Genomic DNA, 20508 nt, shown 5'->3' with positions numbered 1-20508 from the left:
AAAAACTAAAAGAACCTTGATTGTCTGACCAGCATCTATGAGACGATCAGAAAAGGCAACATCGTTTTTGGACGTTTGGAGCGTATCAAAGGAAAGCAGGGTGTAAGACATGTCTGATTACAATCGCAGAGTGCATTTTAAGCAGGTCCATGAGGCTCGCAAAGCTGCTTGGAGCGTCCGCTAATGCTTAGCGTATAAAACCTTCAAAATGTTGGATCTTCCCCTATCAGTTATAAAATAGGCTTGAAAATCAAGTCACAAAAAATGCACCCCTTAGCATTCATCAGTTAAGCCTGCTGGGCTTTTGCCACATGAATATTCTAAGGGGTGTACTAGGTTTCAAAAAAGGTAATTACATGTTGAAGTTAATCATAAAACGATTTATAATCGCTGCAACTTCAGCACGCGTCACGATACCCTTCGGATCAAGTAGCCCTTTCCCTTTACCGTAAAGTAAATGGTTGTTAACGGACCACTTCATCGCATCAGTTGCCCAAGTAGAGATTTGGTTTGCATCTGTGAATGCGGATAAGGACTGACTAGCGTTAACATTAAATTTGTTAGCTTTTGCATAATTGAAGAACAACTGTGCAAGCTGTTCACGAGTGATTGCCTGATCTGGAGCAAAATGAGTACTATCAACCCCATTTACGATGTGATTTTGACTTGCCCAAGCTATTGCATCACTGTAATATGCATTCTTAATCACATCTTTGAAGTGAGTTGACCCTGCATTAGGCTTACCAGCTAAGCGGTGCATAACCGTAACCAGCATACCACGAGTCATGGTTCCGTCTGGGCTAAACGTATTTGCCGCGGTACCCGTGAACAGTTCACGTTTTACAACATAGTTGATGGATGAAGACGCCCAGTGGTTTGTAACATCATTAAACGTAACAGCAGGTTTAGTAGGCTCAGTTGGTATGATCTCAAAGGTCACAACAACCTGATCAGAAGATTTCAGACCAGTCAATACAGTGAGTGCTCCTTTAGATACTCCATTGATTGTTACATCTTTCACTTGATAGCCTTTATCTGGAGTTATTGTAACCGTTCCGTTTGAAGATGCCGCAACAGTTCCTCCGCTACCTGAAACGGAAGCATTCGGCTTATTAGATCCATTATCCGGCACGCTGATAATAGGGTATGCCTTCACAATAAAGGTATACTGTTTATCTTCACTTTTCTCACCGCGAGTTATCGTTGCAGTCAACATGACAGTCATATCACCCATGCCAGCGGATGGACGTGTAACTACCGCATTATTGTTATCGATGCGAATGACATTCACATTACTGCTCTTCCATACAATTCCTGTTCCGTGCACGCCTTCAGCAGGAAGAGCAACATTACTGGTAATCGCACTTGTATTACCAAGTGTTGACGTTACATTAGCAATCGTATCGGTAATTGCCTGCTCGTCACTGAATGCCGCTACATTAACAAAGATCGGGTTGGAGTAAAACCACAAGCCTGTATAGCTACGGTCGTTAATATTATTGAAACGTTCTTCGTTCTCCTGCTCAGTTGGAGTATTTGAATAGTCATACGATTTATCTTTTAAAGGCTCGCCGTTAGTTGTGAAGCCTTCAACATCTGTACCCAGGTTCGTACCGCGCAAACGATAATAGCGGTTTTTATCTGCGGGCACTTTATAGGAGACCGTATAATAGCCCTCAGCATCTGGTTGTCCCCAATCTTCTTTCGTAAAACGTTTAATCACTTTCGTCGTTTCATTTGTTGTATTACTAGCATATTCACTTTTGTCTATTTTGCCAGTCACTTCTCCAGAGATTAGATCAACATGATCGACATTTACATTATTAGTAACAGTCGATTCATGCGCAGTAATTTGTTCATAGTTATTATGGTCTGGACTCTTGAAGCGAATCGATATTGTCGTAAGATCCCCTTCTGTTACTTGAAGATTCTCACCCATCTCAGCTTGATTGCCATTTCCAGTTACTTTAAAGTCAAGATCATTGATGAGATCGCCATAAACAGAGTAGGATTTACCGGAACGCATACCATTTACAACATCCTTAAAGGTATTACCCTCGACCCAAGTATAGTTTCTTGAGTATTCACTAGGCCAGTAACCACTTGAATACTTTCGATTGCTGCTCACCTTAAAATGGAAGTCTGAATTCGTAAAATTCCAGAAATGGCGACCTTCACCAAGCATAGCATCCCACATGCCGCCGACTTTTGCGACCATAACGTCAGCTCCACCGTAGATGTCATCTAATTCGGCTCTGTTCTTACCGGCTGCCATCTGGTTACCCGGCATCCCTTCCATACTAAACACGATTTCAGGAGCAACATCATTCAGCTTGCGAAGGTCCTCGATCGTGACAACACCTGTCGAGTCGCCATTATGTCTAGAAGGATGATTAAACATCACATAGCTCTCTGGGTAATTCTTTTTCAGCCACTCAATGGCTTCGACAGTTTTACTTTTATCAGGCTTCAAATCATTCTTAGCAGGTCTTGGTCCCCACTTTGCAGCTTCATCTAAATTAAACCTAGCTGGAGCTGTATCGTAGCTGTACAGCCACTCGAATTCGTGAATACCCTCAATCGGCACTTCATTACTTTTAGAATCAATAATACCTACAGAACCATGATCCAAACCCATCATGTCCCACTCAAAACCAGAGTAAATCAATTTATCTTTATATTTTCCAGCATTTTTGAGCTGTGTAATCTTGTCCTGCTGATCTTTAATCGCTTCCCAACGAGCAGTTAATTTAGCCTTGCCTTCTGGGTCTCGCGGTGAATCGCGAAGATGATCCGATAGCATTACGAAATCAAAAGGATTTCCGTACTTCAGTGAAATACCTGCTGCGGAAGGAAAATCGTTAAGATTTTCTCGAAATGCTGCGTCGAGTATATTTTTCATTTCCACATATTGCTCCGATGCATCAGCCGATTGTACGGTATGCACGTGTAACTCCCCTGACATCCACTTTCCAGTAGTATTAGCGGAAGTAGTAATCTCTGCTGCAGATACCGTTGCCACACCCTGTGTGAGCACTAAAAAGGCAGCTGAGGTGAAAATTAAAGACTTAAACTTGCTGTTCATGTTATTGTAATCTCCTTATGTTGAAGTAAGTTATAGATTTCATTATAGAGGTACATTGTAAATTTACATGTTACAGAATTGCAGTGGTTTGTAAAAAAACTGCTGAGTAACACTAAAAATTGTTGAAAAAATAATATTTAAATAAATAATATTATCGCTTTGAGGAAGTTTTAATAAAATGAATGATGATTTAAACGCGGTAATTAAACTCACACACGGCAGTACATCCTTTTTGATGATGGGTGATGCTGAAACCAAGAGTGAGAATGACATAATTAAATCAAAAGAAAACATCAAATCCGATGTACTATTTTTAGAGCATCATGGTTCTAACTCATCCACAACTCAAACGTTTTTGAATGCTGTTAATCCTAAGTATGCAGTTATACAAGTAGGGAAAAACAGTTATGGTCATCCAACCAATGAGATTTTAAAACGAATCAATTATAAGAAGATCAAGATTTATCGAAATGATAAGCAAGGCACGATTGTTTTCACAACTGATGGTAAGAAAATAATAACATCTCAAGATGAATGGAAGATGGATTCAGCAACATCTAAACCAATAGCTACACAAACACCTAAATCAACACCGAAACCTTCAGAGAAACCGAAACAAGAATCTGTATCGTATGCAAACTGTGCGGCAGTCAGAGAAGCTGGAAAATCACCTTTACAAAAAGGTGACTCAGGTTACAGCTCTAAGCTTGATCGTGATGGAGATGGAGTCGCATGTGAATAATAAAAAAAGGAGTGGTTACAGGTGAGGGGAATTATTGATCGTTTTGAAGGTGATTGTGTTGTCATAGAAATTGGAGGACAAACAAGAGATTTTAATAAAAGCACAGTTTTTTCAAATGCTAAAGCTGGTGATGTAGTAATCCTGATGGACGGTTTATGGATTTTAGATATAAAGGCAACTAAACAAAGAGAAAATGAGATTAAAAAGTTAATGGAAGATGTTTGGGAGGATTAATAGTGTTAACTATTTAAATCTAAACAAAACAGTGATTAATTACAGGCTCAGATAGAAAGTACTAGAGGATGTTGTGTGTTTGTGATAGACATTTAAAGCTACAGGTTTAGAACAGGACTCTCCACTCCTATATATACTTTTGCACTCTGTTTGAGTGCAAGCCACCTTTCCAGGTGGCTTTTTTTATTGCTCATTAATTGACCTATCTGCTAAAGGCTATGATAAGGATCCATCTATTTGAACCATAATACGAACGGGCAGGATAGCTGAGTCTTATCGCGAATATCATTAAGTTCGGATTTAGTTCTATAATAATTAAAGACTCGGGGGGAATTCTTAGTGAGTGTTTACGTTGGAATCGAGAAAATTGACCCGCTTGAAAGACGAAAACAGCATGAAATTACAAAAAAACTTTGGCAGACTCTTTGTGATAAGGGAGTAAGAAAAGGAGATAAAGGACGTATTAGGGCGTATTTAGTTTCTAATTTGTATGAACAAGCAAAAGGGTTGGAGGCACAATTCAAAACTGATTTTGAGTTAACCATAATCAAACAAGATGAGGGCTCAAAGTACATAATAGAACTAATAACTCCAGTTTGCAGAATGAGTAATGAAGTATTAGAAGAACTAGCTGATATATTGATGATTTCCGCAGTTGATACGAATACAAAGTTCGATGGTTTTGAATTAGATATTAATGAATTTAAGAAATTAAACAAACCTTGGTGGAGAATTTGGTGACAATTGAAAGTTCAGTCAGGACGAAAAAATTCATTACGCTCTTGCGCTAACGGGAAACGCCAGTTCAATACAAGATACAGATTAAAACCTCTCCTTAGAAGCAAACTAGATTTAATAGCTTCTAAAGGGAGGTTTTATTTATGAACTTAAGTGAGTTATGAAGGTTGTATGAAGCTGATAAACGGATTCAAGGATTCAGTTCAAAAACACTAAAAGCATATTCGCTTCAGCACAAAATGTTGATGTTGGGGCTAGGCGACCTGAGTATAACGGATGTAACGTTAACCATGTTGAAGGAATACTTAGCAAAACAAGCAGAACGGTTGAAGCAAAGCTGAGAGAAAAGTGATTCTCCATAGAGGGAGCATTCCTATTATGAAGAAATAGTGGTTTTGAATGCTGTTGAAAGCGGCACGATTGGCATCAGGCACGGTAAGAAAGTACGTTACTCTAAAAGCTACAGGTTTAGGACAGGACTCTCCACTCCTATCCAAATCCTATAGTGCTCATCATGAGTACGGACCACCCTTCGGGGTGGTTTTTTTTACATTAAAGAATTTATATCTTTTCAGGCAAACGGAGGATGAGTTAAAATGATGGTATGGAAGCGAATATCTTAAAGCGGATATTTTTCGATGAGAACCGTCATTGGGAACAATTTGTAGAAAAGAATCGTAACCGGATACGACCATGCGTGCTGAAACAAGTGGAGAAGTTCCGGAAATGTGGAGATCCGCGGAACGGCTTCAAGCTCATGGTGTGCGAAGGATGTCATGATCTGAAAATGGTGCCGTATCGGTGCAAAAGTCGGTTTTGCACCACCTGCTCTTGTGGGGAAACCGAGGAATGGAGCAGGCTGCTTCTGGATGATGTGCTGCAGGTCCACCATCGTCACGTTGTATTTACGATAGACGAGGGGCTGTGGGATGTCTTTTTGGTGCACCGCCATTTGCTCAAAGCCTACATGGATGAAGCAGTGCGCGTGGTATAAGATTATTTTCAAAAAAAGCTCAAGGTGACGCCTGGCGTCATCGTGGGCTTACATACATTTGGTTCGAGGATGAACTTTAATCCCCATGTCCATATGCTCGTGACGATGGGGGGGTGAAAAAAATGGAGAGTGGAAAACCTACGACTTCATACCGTTTGAGATGCTGCGCAAGCAGTGGCAGGTCGTAGTGTTAAAACTAATTCGCAGTCATCTTTCCGGAGCGGAGAAGAGGCAGGTTCAAGCAAGATTGCAAAAAGCGTATACGGAAAATGCTGAAGGCTTCTATGTGCATGCCCCGAAACAGCGGGGGTCCATTCGTGAGCAGCTGCGATACATAGGCCGATACATCCGGCGCCCAGCCATAGCAAGGAAACGGATCAAGGAATATGACGGAGAATACGTGGTGTTCAACTACCATGATAAAACCAGCGACGAGGAAAAGACCGAGCGCTTGACGGTGGAAGCGTTCATCAAGCGATTGATTCGGCACATTCCGGATGAGCATTTCAAGACGATTCGCTACTATGGGGTCTACTCACGGTGAACAAAGGGCGTGAGCAAGAAGTTGATGAGTGCCTGGCAGAAGGTGAGCCGGAAATGGGTAGTGAGAATCCGGCGTATCCTCCGACGCAGAACCTGGCGTGAACGGGTCGGGCACACTAGTCTGTCCAAAATGTGAATGTGACTATGAATACAAGGGGGAGGTCTGTCTACAGGAGGGGAAATTGCGGGTGAAGTATGTCCGTTGCCGGATAACCCACGTTTGTCTAGAAAGGATGATTCGTTATCTCACCGGTGTCCAAGAAGCGCAAACCAGCCAAAACGAAAAAAAAGAACCCACTCACAAACGGGCAGGTTAAGTACATATGCCTCAACTGCAACGGAGAAGAACGCATTCCCCTTCAGATGGTACGGGACTTTGACCGTATGGATGGAGGCGATCCCCTTGTGCTCCCTCAATTCTCATGCGAGGATTGTGGAGGAGAGATGTACGCGGAGTATTACAAAGGAATTCACGGGTATGAGTACAACATTTCCGATGTGCGCAGAACCTAAAGGACCGTCAGGGAGATCTACCCTGACGGTTTTTTAATTATCGGAAAGGTTAAAGCTTCGTCCTGTCTCCGATAAGGAGGACGTTAGCCGGTTCTTCTTCTGTTGACAAAAACAGTTGTTCTATATATAGTTGTTAAAACAACTAATTAAGAAGGAGGATGGTTATGACGGCAAATGAAAATGTGCTAGAACGATCGCTTGGTGCTTTGATGGGCATCACGTACCGCAAGATGACGAATGTCCTTCAGACCCGCCTTAAGGATTATGAGATTACAACGGAGCAGTGGTCGGTGCTGTTCCAGGTCGATCAGACAGAGGGTTTGATCCAGAAGGAAATTGCTGAGTTGGCGGGTAAGGATAAGCCGACGACGACCCGGATTCTCGATCATTTGGAAGAAAAGGGGCTGATCTGCCGCAAGATGGCGGAGAACGACAGACGTTCCTTTCAAGTACACAGCACAGAGAAAGGCGCTTCGCTGATCATGGAGACCCTCCCGGTTGAAATGCAGGTAAACCAGGAAATCAAACAATGCATGACGGTTGAGGAGCATGAAATGATCATGAAGCTTCTTCTGCGGATTAATCATCATGTGAGCCAATTATCATAATGTCCGGAAGGAGCATAAAAATATGCAGTCCCAAGAAAGCAGTTCCAGGCTTTGGACCAAACCTTTTCTGATTCTGACCCTTAGCACCCTGCTGTTGTTTTTGAATTTGCAGATGCTGCTTGCCGCTTTCCCGGCCTATGTGAAATCCGCTTTTCAGGCTGACGATATGACCGTAAGTCTAATCATTAGCGTGTTCGCTGGTTCAACAATTATTACCCGGTTATTAACCGCCCAACTTATGCGTAAAGTGCGTCGCAATGTGATTTTGTATGCGGGACTTGCTGCCGCTTGTCTGTTCACCGTAATGTCTGTTGCCGCGGGTTCAGTCGGTATGCTGCTTGTCATGCGGGTTGGTTTTGGGATCGGGTTCGGAATGGCGAGTACGATTATTCCAACGCTGGTATCTCAAATTATTCCAGGCAAAAGGATGGGGGAAGGCATCGGTTATTTCGGCCTTTCAACCAGTCTGGCTATGTCTGTTGGACCGATTATCGGATTAAGCGTGATGAAGCATGCAGGATTCACGACACTTGCCATGCTTGGCACGGCGACCATCCTGCTTATTTTTCCCATTCTGCTGCTATCGCGGGCGATTCCGCCTGATACCAGCAAGAAAACAGTGCCAGCAGCAGGCTCCGCTTCCAAGCAATTATTCCATGCCAAATTATTAATCCCCGGACTGCTTAATGTTATTTTGGCTGTGACCTATGGCGGTCTGCTCAGCTTTATCGCCTTGTTCGGGGAATCTGTTCATTTGGAGCAGGTCGGCCTGTTCTTTTTGTTCAATGCGATTGCAGTGATCATTATCCGGCCCGTTTCAGGCAAAATATTCGATCGTTTCGGACATGCTGCTGTTCTCATCCCTGCCGCGATCAGCGTTGTGTCTGCGCTAATGGTTCTATCCTACACAACAACGATGCCGATGCTGATTTTGTCCGCCCTGTTATATGGACTCGGCTTTGGGTCCATTCAACCCACATTGCAGGCATGGATGCTTCGTTCCGGCACGCCGCAGCAGTACGGCATGGCCAACAGCATGTTCTATAATACGACTGATCTGGGTATAGCGGTCGGAGCCTTGATTTTGGGTGCCGTTTCATCCATGTCCGATTATGCTTTCATGTACCGGATCTCGGCCGGATTCATGGTCCTGTTTCTGATACTTTATATAGTCGTTCGGCTGTTATCAGCGGTCAGATACAAATTCAAGCAAAGCGCCGGGCAAACAACATAACTTCCTGCAGGGACGGTAAATCGCATATAATAGGTGATTTACCAGGGAAAGAAAAGGGGACAATTCATGAATCCGCTAAAGCAGCCGCAGAAAATAATCGGACGCCATGTCGTCAGCATGCTGGAGACCGTGAATGTTCAGACTGGGGAGCGCATGGTATTATCCCATTTCGACGATCTGATAGAAGCGCCCAACTGGACCCGCGACGGCAAGACGCTCATTTATAACAGTTTGGGAAGAATATTTGCCTTTGATATCGTTTCTCGTACGAGCACTGTCGTCGAGTCGGGTTATGCCACACAGTGCAACAACGATCATGTTCTTTCACCTGATAATTCCCATCTTGCAGTTAGTCATCATACGCAGGAGGACGGCCATAGGAAAAGCAGATCAGACCAAAGAAGTTCCTGCTAAATACAGTGAATCAAACGAATTCAACCACGAACGCAATCAAGTAACTAAAGCGCAAAAACAAATGGCATCTCTAGAGACATTGGGAGTACTTGATCAAGCATAAAACGTCTCAAGGATAATGTGTAACAATACACTTTAGTACTTTCGACATCCATAACCGATGAAGGAGCTGCCGTGGCAGCTCCTTTTTCCTTTTACATCTTCACAAAATAAGAAATTTTGTACATCTGTACTGGCAGGCGTTAAGCTATTCCAGCTAATAGCTTGTCAATATTTAAAACTTAATGGATAAGCCTATGATGTTATACTGAAAAAAGAGCATGCCAAATAACCATCCATAGGTGGATGGAGAAGATTTCCTAAGCAGGATAGTGTTTCCTGATAAGGTCAGACGAAATGCTTCTTTATGGGTAAGAATCGCGAAAATCCAGTGAATGAGCTTATTTACACAGGCAATAACAGCCACTTTAAACGGCTTGCCATCGGCACGCTTTTTATCGTAAAAGGCTCGGAGTTTTTGGTTGCGTGAGCTGCGCAGGCCGCATCGTATGGCTAGATTTAAGGTTGTTCGAAGTCTTCTGGAACCGCGTTTGGTAATCCTATTTCGGGTTGCTGTAAACTTGCCGGAAGAGAAGTCGCTAGGGTCGACACCGGCAATTACAACGAGCTTCTGGTGACCTCATAATACGAACGGGCAGGATAGTGCTAATCAATAGCAACATATCAAATGATTACAACGTCGATTGTGTAAAAAAGCAAGGAGGTTGCCAAATGAAACAGATTTTTATGTTATTCCTTTTGTTTACATCACTTTTTCTTAGTGCTTGTAACGCCAAAATTGAATCAAAGCAATCCTCTTTATCCGAAACTAATCAATCCAATTCACCTGAATTTATTGGCTATATTACGAAGATTGAAAATCAAAGAGCATTAGTAGTTAGTTCCTTCAGTAAAGAAATAAACCAAACAAGGAAAGAGTTCTACGACGCAGTATGGGTTTCAAACATCCCTTCAGATGTGAAAGTAGGAGAAATCGTTCATGTATGGTTTGAGGGTGAATTGGCTACTTCTTACCCTGGTCAGGGAAAGGCGGCGAAGGTCAAGATTGCCGAAATAAAAAAACCTGAAAAAGCAATACTTTCTCCTGACGAAATAATACGTAAAGCACTTACAAATAAAGACATTTCAAATGTTAACATCCTTGTTGTCAAAGAAGTGAATTATGATGAAAAATCAGCGGTATGGACTCTAAGATACAAAAGTGCAATGATTACAGATGGCTCATTAGAAGAGCTTACTATACAAGTACCTGATAGATAATCGTTAAACTAACGGGTAACGTTAGTTCAATGGAACAGCGACAGTCTAGGATTCTATTTTCTCGTCCTTGGCTGTCGCTATCCAGAGAAAAAATAGTATTAGACTGGCGGCAGTTGGAGAAAGCTTTAATAATGTTAGAATATTAAAAAGGTAAACTTTGGAGGCACACCACTGCAATAAGACTTATAACGAAATTAAGTTCTTGATATATCCCATCAAGGACATATTATGAAACAGTGCTTTAATAAAGGAGTTGTATAAAATGAATGAAAATAAAGGTGCAGAAATAAAACGTTCTTCAAAAACAGAAAACATTCTACCTCAGATCAATAGTAAAACTAAGCTAGGCGACTTACGAAAAATCGCAAAGGACATTAAAAAAGATCACGAACTAGCTATGGAACTTTGGTCAACCGAAGAGTTTTTGCCCAGACTATTAGCAATCTTAATTATGGATAAAAAACTTCTTTCACAAGAAGTGCTAAATAAGCTTGATAAGGATATGCAGACTCACACTTTTGATAAGCGAAATAACTTAATGGATTGGTTAATGGCTAATCAGCTCACCAAAGACAAGAAGACAATTGCATTGATGGAGTCATGGGAAAATAGCCCTTCTGCTCTTCAAAGGCGAGCTTTCTGGTATTATCAAGCGCGATTGAGATGGACTGGACAAACACCGCCTGATGACACCGCAGACTTACTATCTACATTAGAAGCTAATATTACGCAGGAAGAACCGGAAGTTCAATGGGCTATGAATTTCACCGCAGGTTGGATAGGCGTTTATGATGAAAAGAATCGTGCACGTTGTATTAAACTTGGTGAGAAAGCGGGTCTTTACAAGGATGAAATAGTAGCAAAAGGATGTACTCCCAGCTATTTACCGGAGTTCATTACGATTGAAGTTAACAAACGACAAAATAATTAGTTACCTTTGAAAAATTTGTTAAGGATTAATGTAAAAAATAAAGGAATTCAAATCCTTAATTATAAAAATTGTAATAGGCTTGGACCGAAAAAATAAAGAAAACAACGCGTTATGGCAGCTAGTTGGTGAAATATGCAAGGAAGATGTAAATGATTAGCTCACTATCTCTTTTTGATCAGTAGGGGCACTTATCTTTAAGAAGAACACTTTCCAGCTGCGCAGTACAATAATACTATTCAAAAGACTAATGTGATGTTCAACAATCGGGTAACGCTAATTGAATAAATTAGTCTAAAACCTTCTATTAGAAGCAAACTAGTATTAATTGCTCTAATAGGAGGTTTTATTATGATATTAAGTGAACTATGACGTCAATATGAAACGGATAAGCGAATCCAAGGGTTTAGTCCAAATACATTGAAAGCCTATGCCCTGCAGCTCAAGATGCTGGTTACGGAACTCGGGGATTTAGATATCTCTGAAATAACTTTGATTCTGCTTAAGGAAAACCTAGCTCAGCAGTCCGATCGATTGAAGCCAAGCAGTCTAGGGCACCGCATTCGTTTTGTTCGTTCCCTCTTTCGTTTTGCATATGAAGAAACATATCTACCGCATTCTGATATCATATGTCGCATTGTTGAAATCCGGATACTTTTCTGTACATGAACAATAAATAAATCATCACTTCGCTTCATTCCTTTGTCATGCATTCATAGGGTTTGATGTTTCGAGGAAGAGGAGGAAGCTCTCTCTTATTTTCAAACTCGTAAATTACATTGAAACCCTTTGACGTACGTTATGGATTCATCGAAATACAAATCACCCGTTCCTTAGGGGTGCATATTCAATACCCTAATGGTAATACTGGGATAATGCAATGTAAAAATGAGGAGTTTGCGGATGCTAAAAAACGATTCGAATCAGACCGATTATCCTATCTTTGATGGTAACAATCCAAAAACTTTTGTTAACCAAATAAAGGACATCCTACACAATCCGCCTGATCTAGTGATACACACTTTTACTTTATCAAAAAATCTTCACGGTTTTTGTGTTTTTATTGAAACATTAGTCGATAAAAATAAAATTGAACATGAATTACTTCACTTCTTATCCGAAGAGCCCATCTACAGCGAGTTGGATTCATCGGAGAACATCATCAACACGTTACAAAGCCGAATTCCCTTTAGTTCTATTTCATTTACCACAGATTTTCACCGCTGTGTTCAAAGTTTGCTGAAGGGAAAATGTTTGTTAGTTATCTCTAAGTCACGCCATGTGCTGTTGCTTGATGCGTCCATGACACCTCACCGAAACGTAACGGAGCCCTTGATAGAATCTACTGTTCAAGGACCGCAGGAAGGGTTTACAGAAGATATTGCTGTCAACTTATCTCTCCTACGCAAACGAATCAAAAACATTCATTTTCGGATTGAGCAGTTCATAATCGGTACGGAAACGGAAACGAAAGTCAGTTTACTCTACCTGGGGAGTCTTGCCCCTGTAGCAGTAGTAGACGAATTCCGAAAACGCGTCCGTTCGATCCAGATCGATAGTATTTTGGACAGCACTTATGTAGAAGAGTGGATTCAGGATAAAACCATTTCCCCTTTTTCTACTCTGTTGAAAACAGAACGGCCAGATGTTATGGCGTCTCACCTGTTGGAAGGACGGGTTGGTGTGCTCGTGGATGGAACTCCAGACGCGTTGGTCGGTCCGGTCACTTTCTTTCAATTCTTTATTGCACCGGAAGATTATTATCAAAGAGCTAATATCGCCACTCTCCTGCGCTGGCTGCGAATGCTCTCTTTTATGCTGTCCGTATTCGTTCCTTCTCTCTACATTGCCGTCGTATCCTTTCATCAGGAGTTCCTTCCACATTCTCTATTAATCAACCTCTCAGCACAGAGGGTAGGGGTCCCTTTTCCCGCTTTTGTTGAAGCGATCATCATGATGGTCATGTTTGAAGTGTTACGCGAAGCAGGTCTTCGAATGCCTAGGATCGCTGGACAGGCCATTTCCATTGTTGGCGCGTTGGTATTGGGAGAAGCGGCAGTTTCAGCAGGGCTCGTTTCGGCCGCAATGGTTATTGTTGTAGCGGTTACGGCGATCTCCAATTTTGTTGCACCATCCTATAGTTTCGGTATAACACAACGGCTGCTTCAATTTTTCTACATGGCGCTCGCAGGTTTTATGGGATTTTTCGGTTTATTATGCGGCGTGCTCTTTACCGTGGTGCATTTAGCTTCGATTAAATCGTTCGGGGTCCCTTATCTTTCTCCAGTTGCTCCGACCTCCTTATCTGACTGGAAAGATCTCCTTATTAGAGTACCTCGGCCATGGATGAAAACTTATCCTCAAATAAATCAAACAAGGAGAAAGCAAAGGGGAAGCTCATGAAATGGTTCACAAGGAAGAACATTATGATCGGAGTTTGTTTATGCTGCTTAACTGGATGTTGGGATAAGGTTGAAATTAATCAATTGGCTATCGGAGAGCTGGTAGGAGCAGATATGGACCCGAACACCCATAAACAGATTGTCTATTATCAAATTGCTAATCCAGAGGCGATTGCTACCCAGAAGGGGGGAGGTATCAAGTCCCCAGTTTATACGTATAGAGTTCAGGCGTCCAGCATAGCAGAGTTAGGGATTAAAACGGCCGATATCTTACCGCGGAAGCTGTTTCCCGATCAGTACCAGTCGGAAATTATTACCGAACGATATGCCAGACAGGGCTTGAATCCATTTCTCAACTTTTATGAGAGGATGTATAATAGGCGCTCCAATCTCTACTTATTCATTACGGATTCGCCGCTTTCAGATGTGATGATGACATATACCTCGTTAGAGAGACTGCCGGGACGTTACCTCCGTTCTCTGATTGAGATCCAGTCCGAATCAACTGGGAGAGTGAGCAAGAAGTCACGTGTCAAAGATCTGGTGGAAAATATGGAATCTTCGATACTAACTGTGATGCCTATGCTGAGCATTAGCGGATCAAAGCTGTTGTCCACGACAGACCGATATGAACAGATCAATGCAAACCAGGGGAACCTCATATTGAGCGGCGGCGCTGTTTTTAAGCATGACCGAATGATTGGGAAATTGAAATTGAAGCAAATGGCTTATTACATTTTATTGAAAGGGGAAAGCAATTTATTTTTTGAGTCGTTGACGGTAAATGGTCGCAAGGTTGATCTTCAAGCAACCAAACTGAAAGTCCACAATCACCTGTACATCGTTTCTGGGGTGCCAGTTTGGAAAGTCGATATAAGTACCCGTCTCGTCATTATAAACAATGAACAAAAGAAGGACTTAACCTTAGAAAATCTAACCGAAATCATAGAAGCTTTTAACAGGCAGGTTCAAGAAAAAACAACCGATTTTTATCAGGATACGATAAGAAAAGAATGGGACTTGTTTGGCTTGGAGGACAAAATCAAGTATAAACGTGGCAAAGAGTGGAAGGCCGTACAAAAGCAGAAAAATGCTTGGAATCAAACGAAGTTTCAGTTTTCCGTAAAGAGCAAGATTACCGATATTGGCGAAATCATAAATCCGTATAAGGGGGTTAAATGATGGAGAAAGGTCAAATAAGCGCTTGGCAATTTTTTATTTTGGTAATCGGTTATTTGCTCGGGACTTCATTTTTTTTTCGCCCCGCTGGACTAATCGCCATGGCAAAGCAAGACGCTTGGATCGTTCCGATATGGGCAGGAGCTGCTGGTGTGGTTATGTCCTTTATCTGGATAAAGCTAGCTAATCATTACCCCGGACTTACAATCGTCCAGATTTGTACCCATGCAGCCGGAAAGGTAATCGGCGGGCTGATCGCGCTACTATATATAGGGTACTTTGTGCATGTTTCCGCTTTAATCACTAGAAATCTTGGCGATTTTATGAAGCAAACCCTATTTCCCCTAACACCTATAACCGTATTCCATGTCATGTTTCTCCTCATTATTTGTTATGCTGTTATCAAGGGGGTAGAGACGATTGCAAGAGCAACAGAATTATTGTTACCTCTCATTACTCTGGTATTTTTATTTATATTCTTTGTTGCGCTTTCCGAATGGAATTGGGATCGTTTTCAAGGTATGTTTCGAATGAACGTATGGACGACGATGAAAGAGACCCGGTCCATACTCGGTTTTCCTTTTATGGAATCTATCGTCTTTATGATGCTGTTACCATATGTCCGAAGCAGAAGGAATGTTAGCTTTTTACTAGGAGTTGTGGTTGCTACATTGTTGCTCAGTTTAATTGTTTTTTTTACGATAGGAGTGCTTGGAGTTACTCGTTCTTCTCATGATACATACCCTTTGTTTGTGATTGTGCAAGAGCTTCATATCGGATCGTTTTTCGAAAATCTGGAATCGACCATTGCGCTTATTTTATTGGTTGCTATTTTTATTAAACTGTCCGTTGCTTATTATGGCGCTGTGCTGGGACTATGCCAATTATTTCGCGTGAACGATAGATCATGGCTTGCGATTTCGCTTATTTTGTTAATTTCCGGACTCGCGTTGGGATTCGACAACGTTCTGGAAAATATAGAAATTGACAAACGATATGCTTTTGAATATATGTCACTTTTCGGCATTATTTTCCCTTCGTTGCTTCTTTTTTTAACTTGGATGAAACAAAGCCTGGGAAAAGAAAAGGCAGGTTCTTCATCGTGATCTGGTTCATTCTTTCCGTTGCTATAGCTTTGGGTATTTGCATCTCTGTTATGGTTCAAAAGAAAAAAAACGCGAGAGAAATTGGGTTGTTTGTGACGATCGTTTTGCTGGGTTTTGCAGACTGGATAAGCATATTCTTAGAGCGACAATTCAACCCGTATCAGTGGATCGCCAAACTCATTGATTGGATGGGTGTATAGAGTAGTAAAAGCGTAGCTGTCATCAGAGGTAATGGTATGGCTTAGCTTACGGAATTCCGCTTTTTGTTCGGTGCTCGCTCCATTCAAAGTAGCAGACTCGATTAGCACATCAAACTAGTGTATAGAATACAAACCGACTAAACAATCTCGTACCCCTTGATTATTTCAAGGTGATTCGAGATTATTTTTGTTCGGACATAGTCGCTTTTCTTGCAGGGATAAGCTAAGTAATCATTCAGGAAACTGAATAAGTATTTCACAACCTAATCGGACTCGACGAACTTGCTTTCCTGTTGATAAATATCACTTCGTATGGTCAGCCGCTTAAGTGTTCCTGTCATAACATGAGTGATGGTGGAAGCCAATAGAGGAGCGTCCACATCCCTGCGGATCGACCAGGCTTGTATGCCCTCTTCAAACAATTGCTCCAAATGGGAGACGCTATGGTCGGTAAGAAGATGGTATCGTTCTTCCAGTTCCGGCAATTCATTTGATTAAGGTAGTATAAGGTGCAGCCCAGATAACCCAGCTTTTTTAAACTATATTTCCCTGTTACAGCACCACTAAGCAGCGTTTATTAATAATGGAGAACGATTGCTCATTGAAAATTAGAAACGGCAGCCAACATATGAAGTGACCCATAAAGTTAGACATGTTTTTTAGGCAACCTGATGGGTATGGGCTCGATATTGTACCGGGCTCATGCCTTTTAATTTTGACTTGATGCGTGAGGCTAACTAAAGTTGAATAAATCTAAAATTAAACCAATTAATCATGAAATACTGCTACACTAGCTAACTTTATTGAAGTCTGATAATGTGAAAGGAATATATTAACATGAATGGCGGAAGCACAGTCCGAAAAATTACCCTTTTTTTCGGCATTGTGCTTTTTTTTGCCTTGCTCGAGACCGTTTTGAACCATGCATTAAAGGCACAAGCGACGGAGCTATTAGGGGCTTCCGACTACGAGTCGTACTCCAGATAGACAATGCATTTCTGGTCATGAATTGGAATGAAATAATTAACTTCTCGCAAATGTAAATGGATTGGCATCATCGCCGTTAACTTGCTTAAATCATGTAGAGAGATATGAATGTGTGTAACACTAAAAAGCTACAGGTTCAGGACAGGACTCTCCACTCCTATCTATACTTTTGCACTCTTTTTGAGTGCGAGCCACCCTTCCAGGTGGCTATTTTTTATTGCTCATTAAGTGAACTATCTCCTAAAGGTTACGGTATAAGGATCAATCTAGTTGAACCATAATACGAACCATGGCTGCCGTCGTATTCGGACCATACTGTCTATAAGTGTGTATTGATATCCACTCATGTACAATGAAAAGTACGTTTTTCAATTCTATTAAAAGGGCTTATCTACTAGTAATACCGCACAAACAAATCTATCAATTTTCTGTATACTATATTATTCCCAATATAGGAGATGATATAGTGAAAATTAAAACATCAGCTAAGAGAGTAGTAAAGACCAGCGCGATGAAGAAAAAATTGAACACTCAGTTAAAAAAGCAAGTTCGGGTGAAAAACACCACTTCGGGTACTGTTAGAAGCACAGGTGTTCTCAAAAAAAATCCAAGTACAACATTTGCCCATACCGAAGTCATGAATCGGAGATCTTCACCGATAACCGCAACCGTTATGGTCTTTAATTGGGATACTAATTCACCAGTAAGAATTGGTAACAACACCGTTACCATACCAGCCAATTCCCTTAGATTTTTCAATACAAATCTCGCAGGTGTCAACGATCACTATGAAGTAGTTATCATCCTTTCAGCTACTTCAAATGTTATTGTTAACCATTTCGGAGTAGCTGGGGATGTACCACAAGATGGTAACATCGTTCTGGATCGTGACCTTATTTCAATTACGTTATAACATGTTATAAAAATGCGCCCATAATTGGGCGCTTTTTTATTGCACAGTATTATCTATTTGTCTTTGTAAATGCCAATGTTTATGGATATATAAGCATAGGACATACCGTTCATCTCAATTATTGAACTATTCTAGCTAATAGCTTGTCAATATTTAAAACTTAATGGATAAAGTCCATGATGTTATACTGAAAAAAGAGCATGCCAAAAAACCATTCATTGGCGGATGGGGAGGTTTTCCTAAGCAGGATATTTTTTTCCTGATTTGATCAATCGAAATGCTTCCTTATGGGTAAGAATCGCGAAAATCCAGTGAAATAGCTTTTTTACACAGGCAATATAGCCACTTTAAACGGCTTGCCCTCGGCACGCTTTTTATCGTAAAAGGCTCGGAGTTTTTGGTTGCGCGAGCTCCGCAGACCGCATCGTACGGACAGATACAAGGTTGTTCGAAGCCTTCTGGAACCGCGTTTGGTAATCCTATTTCGGGTTGCTGTAAACTTGCCGGAAGAGAAGACGCTTGGGTCGACACCGGCAAATGCAACGAGCTTTTTTGCATGATCAAATCGATCGATTTCTCCGACTTATGCAAGTATTGTTGCAGCAATTCTGCAGCCAGAGCATCTATGGACTAGTCGAGGTTTACTAGGTGCTCTTGGTACTGTAGAAGCAGATTAATGAGCAGCTCCAGCGAGATGAGATGGCTTGAAAAAGCAGTTTCCTTGAAAGGGTTTCGCTCCGCGGCAGCTGTTAGTTTCAGCGCGCGATCAAGCGCCCATGCGGAATTCGACCGTCCAGTAAGAGACTGGATCGTCGCTGTTATGTCATTCAGAGACTTAGTCAGCACCGCGGAAGAGGTAGGATGAAGAGCCAGAAAACGAAGGGATACCTTCGAGTACAGGTCACCAAACACGCCACGGTATTCCGGAAAGACTTGGTCAAGGACAGCTTGAAACTGCAGCTTCACTTGCACATACATATCAGTTAGAGAATCAAACTGCCTTGTCAGATAGCGTAGATTCATCATAAATTGTCCTCGTTTTTTGTACGGTTCTAATTCTTCTTTGTAGAACAATTCCCCTAGATGATAGGCGTCCGCGATATCTGTTTTCACTTTGCGTAAGCTGGTTTTGTTCAATAATTGTATAGAAAGAAGACAGTGATAAGCGTTACTCTCCAAAAAAAGAGGTGGAAACATGGCAATCCAGGATTCCGTTGAAAGTTATATTGAAATAAAAACACAAGAAGAGATGGATTGTTTTTTGATTCTGTCAATGGATTTCATGATGGTTTAATTAAGGAATTCCACTTAATAAATGACGCATATATTGATAAACTTTTATCAATGGTTTGCGGCTTTAAGTACAATATGAGAATCCTTATTCAACGTCAATGGGAAAAACCATCCGCTGTCGAACTCCTTCTAGGTGATGTTGTCGAAATGAACTTACCTAAATTGAATTACGAAATATATAATTCTTTTGGTACAATTCATATTTCTAAAGCCAATGAAACTCCTGAAATAACGATAAATCTCGATGGCAATGTATTTGTCTGTCGTAAAATGTTATATCGCGAAGTCTCCGAATGGATGGGAAGAGAAAGTCGATTTGGTGATGAAATTATAGTGAACAATTCTTTCCCAGTAGAGAAATTAGAGGATGGTTGGGTACTATGTTCAAACTGTTTTGAAGCGTGGCAACCGATTAATAGGAAAGTGTTAAAATGTCCGAAGTGTTTTTTTTGATGCAGAATTACAAACAACAGGCAGTCGGCGTTCGGCGGCTTGTTGAGCAAACAGGCAGTTTAACGCAGCATGCGACTTCAGAGTTATACTTATTATCGAGCACTAATAAATGTTCTAGGACGATGAGGGTGTGAAAAATGACTAGTAAAATTGTAGTTTGTAATGACATTGGTCCTTATTTAGAAGCATTGACTCGTGGTAATGAATATGAAGTGATAGCTGAGGATGAAGAAAAAGAACAGTTTAAAATAAAAGGTGACAACAACCGATCCAGGTGGTTTAAGAAGTATTATTTCGTAAGTTCTGGAATTAGTGTACCCGTTATAGTTAGTTGGAAATTTGACGATTCAGTTGAGGATTCAAGTGCGAATTCATTAGAACACATCGAGATCTCTATTTTATTTAATGATGGTCAGACGAGATGGTGTTCAATCTGTACGAAATCGGGGCTAATGGATTATTTAGAGCGAAATATGGATGGTAATGTATATTTAATTGAGAATCAAATAATTGTGAGGAATTTTTCATATGAATCAGTCAATGATGCATTAAACGACTTAGACCAGCATAATCAATTGATAATTTCGACCAAATCATTGAACTAAACATTCCTGTTAAGGCT

The 20508-nt window shown here is 41.2% G+C and carries 18 protein-coding genes and 4 pseudogenes; 17 read left to right on the top strand and 5 right to left on the bottom strand.

Going from position 1 to position 20508, the window contains the following annotated elements:
• Positions 1-352: 352 nt before the first annotated feature.
• Positions 353-3085 (bottom strand): S-layer homology domain-containing protein, encoded by a 2733-nt coding sequence (locus ACIFSR_RS13800; protein ID WP_430057872.1) that lies wholly within the window; start codon positions 3083-3085, stop codon positions 353-355.
• A 178-nt stretch (positions 3086-3263) separates the two neighbouring features.
• Between ACIFSR_RS13800 and ACIFSR_RS13795 the strand changes: the two genes are divergently transcribed.
• The 7 genes and pseudogenes from ACIFSR_RS13795 (at position 3264) to ACIFSR_RS13765 (ending at position 9105) form a co-directional block, all read left to right on the top strand.
• On the top strand, positions 3264-3827 hold the full coding sequence (locus ACIFSR_RS13795; RefSeq protein WP_430057870.1) for an excalibur calcium-binding domain-containing protein: 564 nt from the start codon (positions 3264-3266) through the stop codon (positions 3825-3827).
• 21 nt (positions 3828-3848) lie between these two features.
• A complete protein-coding gene (locus ACIFSR_RS13790) occupies positions 3849-4061 on the top strand; it encodes a DUF3006 domain-containing protein (RefSeq protein ID WP_430057868.1) in 213 nt (70 codons plus the stop codon).
• A 339-nt stretch (positions 4062-4400) separates the two neighbouring features.
• Complete coding sequence (locus tag ACIFSR_RS13785) at positions 4401-4802, top strand: hypothetical protein (protein ID WP_430057867.1); 402 nt, start codon at positions 4401-4403, stop codon at positions 4800-4802.
• Between the two features lie 601 nt (positions 4803-5403).
• A pseudogene (locus tag ACIFSR_RS13780) lies at positions 5404-6653 on the top strand (IS91 family transposase).
• Between the two features lie 360 nt (positions 6654-7013).
• Complete coding sequence (locus ACIFSR_RS13775; RefSeq protein WP_076269362.1) at positions 7014-7457, top strand: MarR family winged helix-turn-helix transcriptional regulator; 444 nt, start codon at positions 7014-7016, stop codon at positions 7455-7457.
• A gap of 22 nt (positions 7458-7479) precedes the next feature.
• Positions 7480-8691: an MFS transporter gene (locus ACIFSR_RS13770; RefSeq protein ID WP_430057866.1), complete on the top strand. Its 1212-nt coding sequence runs from the start codon at positions 7480-7482 to the stop codon at positions 8689-8691.
• Between the two features lie 66 nt (positions 8692-8757).
• Positions 8758-9105: a hypothetical protein gene (locus tag ACIFSR_RS13765; protein WP_430057864.1), complete on the top strand. Its 348-nt coding sequence runs from the start codon at positions 8758-8760 to the stop codon at positions 9103-9105.
• A 391-nt stretch (positions 9106-9496) separates the two neighbouring features.
• On the opposite strand, the pseudogene ACIFSR_RS13760 reads toward ACIFSR_RS13765, so the two are convergent.
• Positions 9497-9778: pseudogene (locus ACIFSR_RS13760) on the bottom strand (transposase); the annotation flags it as partial.
• A 98-nt stretch (positions 9779-9876) separates the two neighbouring features.
• Between ACIFSR_RS13760 and ACIFSR_RS13755 the strand changes: the two are divergent.
• The 7 genes from ACIFSR_RS13755 to ACIFSR_RS13725 all read left to right on the top strand — a co-directional run bounded on the left by ACIFSR_RS13755 (position 9877) and on the right by ACIFSR_RS13725 (position 16240).
• On the top strand, positions 9877-10425 hold the full coding sequence (locus tag ACIFSR_RS13755) for a DUF3221 domain-containing protein (protein WP_430057863.1): 549 nt from the start codon (positions 9877-9879) through the stop codon (positions 10423-10425).
• A gap of 262 nt (positions 10426-10687) precedes the next feature.
• Positions 10688-11356: a DNA alkylation repair protein gene (locus ACIFSR_RS13750; protein ID WP_430057861.1), complete on the top strand. Its 669-nt coding sequence runs from the start codon at positions 10688-10690 to the stop codon at positions 11354-11356.
• A 444-nt stretch (positions 11357-11800) separates the two neighbouring features.
• Positions 11801-12022 carry a hypothetical protein gene (locus ACIFSR_RS13745; RefSeq protein ID WP_430058054.1) on the top strand — a complete coding sequence of 74 codons (222 nt, stop codon included), beginning with the start codon at positions 11801-11803 and terminating at the stop codon, positions 12020-12022.
• A gap of 234 nt (positions 12023-12256) precedes the next feature.
• Positions 12257-13756, top strand: a complete 1500-nt coding sequence (locus tag ACIFSR_RS13740; protein WP_430057860.1) for a spore germination protein — start codon at positions 12257-12259, stop codon at positions 13754-13756.
• Positions 13753-14937, top strand: a complete 1185-nt coding sequence (locus ACIFSR_RS13735; RefSeq protein ID WP_430057858.1) for a Ger(x)C family spore germination protein — start codon at positions 13753-13755, stop codon at positions 14935-14937. Before ACIFSR_RS13740 ends, ACIFSR_RS13735 begins: the two co-directional genes overlap by 4 nt.
• Complete coding sequence (locus ACIFSR_RS13730) at positions 14934-16040, top strand: GerAB/ArcD/ProY family transporter (RefSeq protein WP_430057857.1); 1107 nt, start codon at positions 14934-14936, stop codon at positions 16038-16040. Before ACIFSR_RS13735 ends, ACIFSR_RS13730 begins: the two co-directional genes overlap by 4 nt.
• A complete protein-coding gene (locus ACIFSR_RS13725; RefSeq protein WP_339203229.1) occupies positions 16037-16240 on the top strand; it encodes a hypothetical protein in 204 nt (67 codons plus the stop codon). The genes ACIFSR_RS13730 and ACIFSR_RS13725 overlap by 4 nt, the downstream gene beginning before the upstream one ends.
• A gap of 263 nt (positions 16241-16503) precedes the next feature.
• Here the strand turns inward: ACIFSR_RS13725 and ACIFSR_RS13720 are convergent, their stop codons facing one another.
• Both ACIFSR_RS13720 and ACIFSR_RS13715 read right to left on the bottom strand, forming a co-directional pair.
• On the bottom strand, positions 16504-16671 hold the full coding sequence (locus ACIFSR_RS13720) for a hypothetical protein (RefSeq protein WP_430057855.1): 168 nt from the start codon (positions 16669-16671) through the stop codon (positions 16504-16506).
• 228 nt (positions 16672-16899) lie between these two features.
• A pseudogene (locus tag ACIFSR_RS13715) lies at positions 16900-16971 on the bottom strand (IS3 family transposase); the annotation flags it as partial.
• A gap of 722 nt (positions 16972-17693) precedes the next feature.
• Between ACIFSR_RS13715 and ACIFSR_RS13710 the strand changes: the two are divergent.
• Positions 17694-18140: a hypothetical protein gene (locus ACIFSR_RS13710; RefSeq protein WP_339203227.1), complete on the top strand. Its 447-nt coding sequence runs from the start codon at positions 17694-17696 to the stop codon at positions 18138-18140.
• Positions 18141-18379: 239 nt separating this feature from the next.
• Here ACIFSR_RS13710 and ACIFSR_RS13705 read toward each other — a convergent pair.
• A pseudogene (locus ACIFSR_RS13705) lies at positions 18380-19271 on the bottom strand (transposase); the annotation flags it as partial.
• A 123-nt stretch (positions 19272-19394) separates the two neighbouring features.
• On the opposite strand from ACIFSR_RS13705, the gene ACIFSR_RS13700 reads away from it, so the two are divergent.
• Both ACIFSR_RS13700 and ACIFSR_RS13695 read left to right on the top strand, forming a co-directional pair.
• On the top strand, positions 19395-19886 hold the full coding sequence (locus tag ACIFSR_RS13700; protein ID WP_430057853.1) for a hypothetical protein: 492 nt from the start codon (positions 19395-19397) through the stop codon (positions 19884-19886).
• 137 nt (positions 19887-20023) lie between these two features.
• Positions 20024-20491, top strand: coding sequence for a hypothetical protein (locus ACIFSR_RS13695; RefSeq protein ID WP_430057852.1), 468 nt, complete (start codon positions 20024-20026; stop codon positions 20489-20491).
• Positions 20492-20508: the final 17 nt, after the last annotated feature.

This window comes from Paenibacillus sp. NRS-1760 (assembly GCF_050467785.1).
GTDB lineage: Bacteria > Bacillota > Bacilli > Paenibacillales > Paenibacillaceae > Pristimantibacillus.
This window is presented reverse-complemented; position numbering and strand designations above follow the sequence as displayed.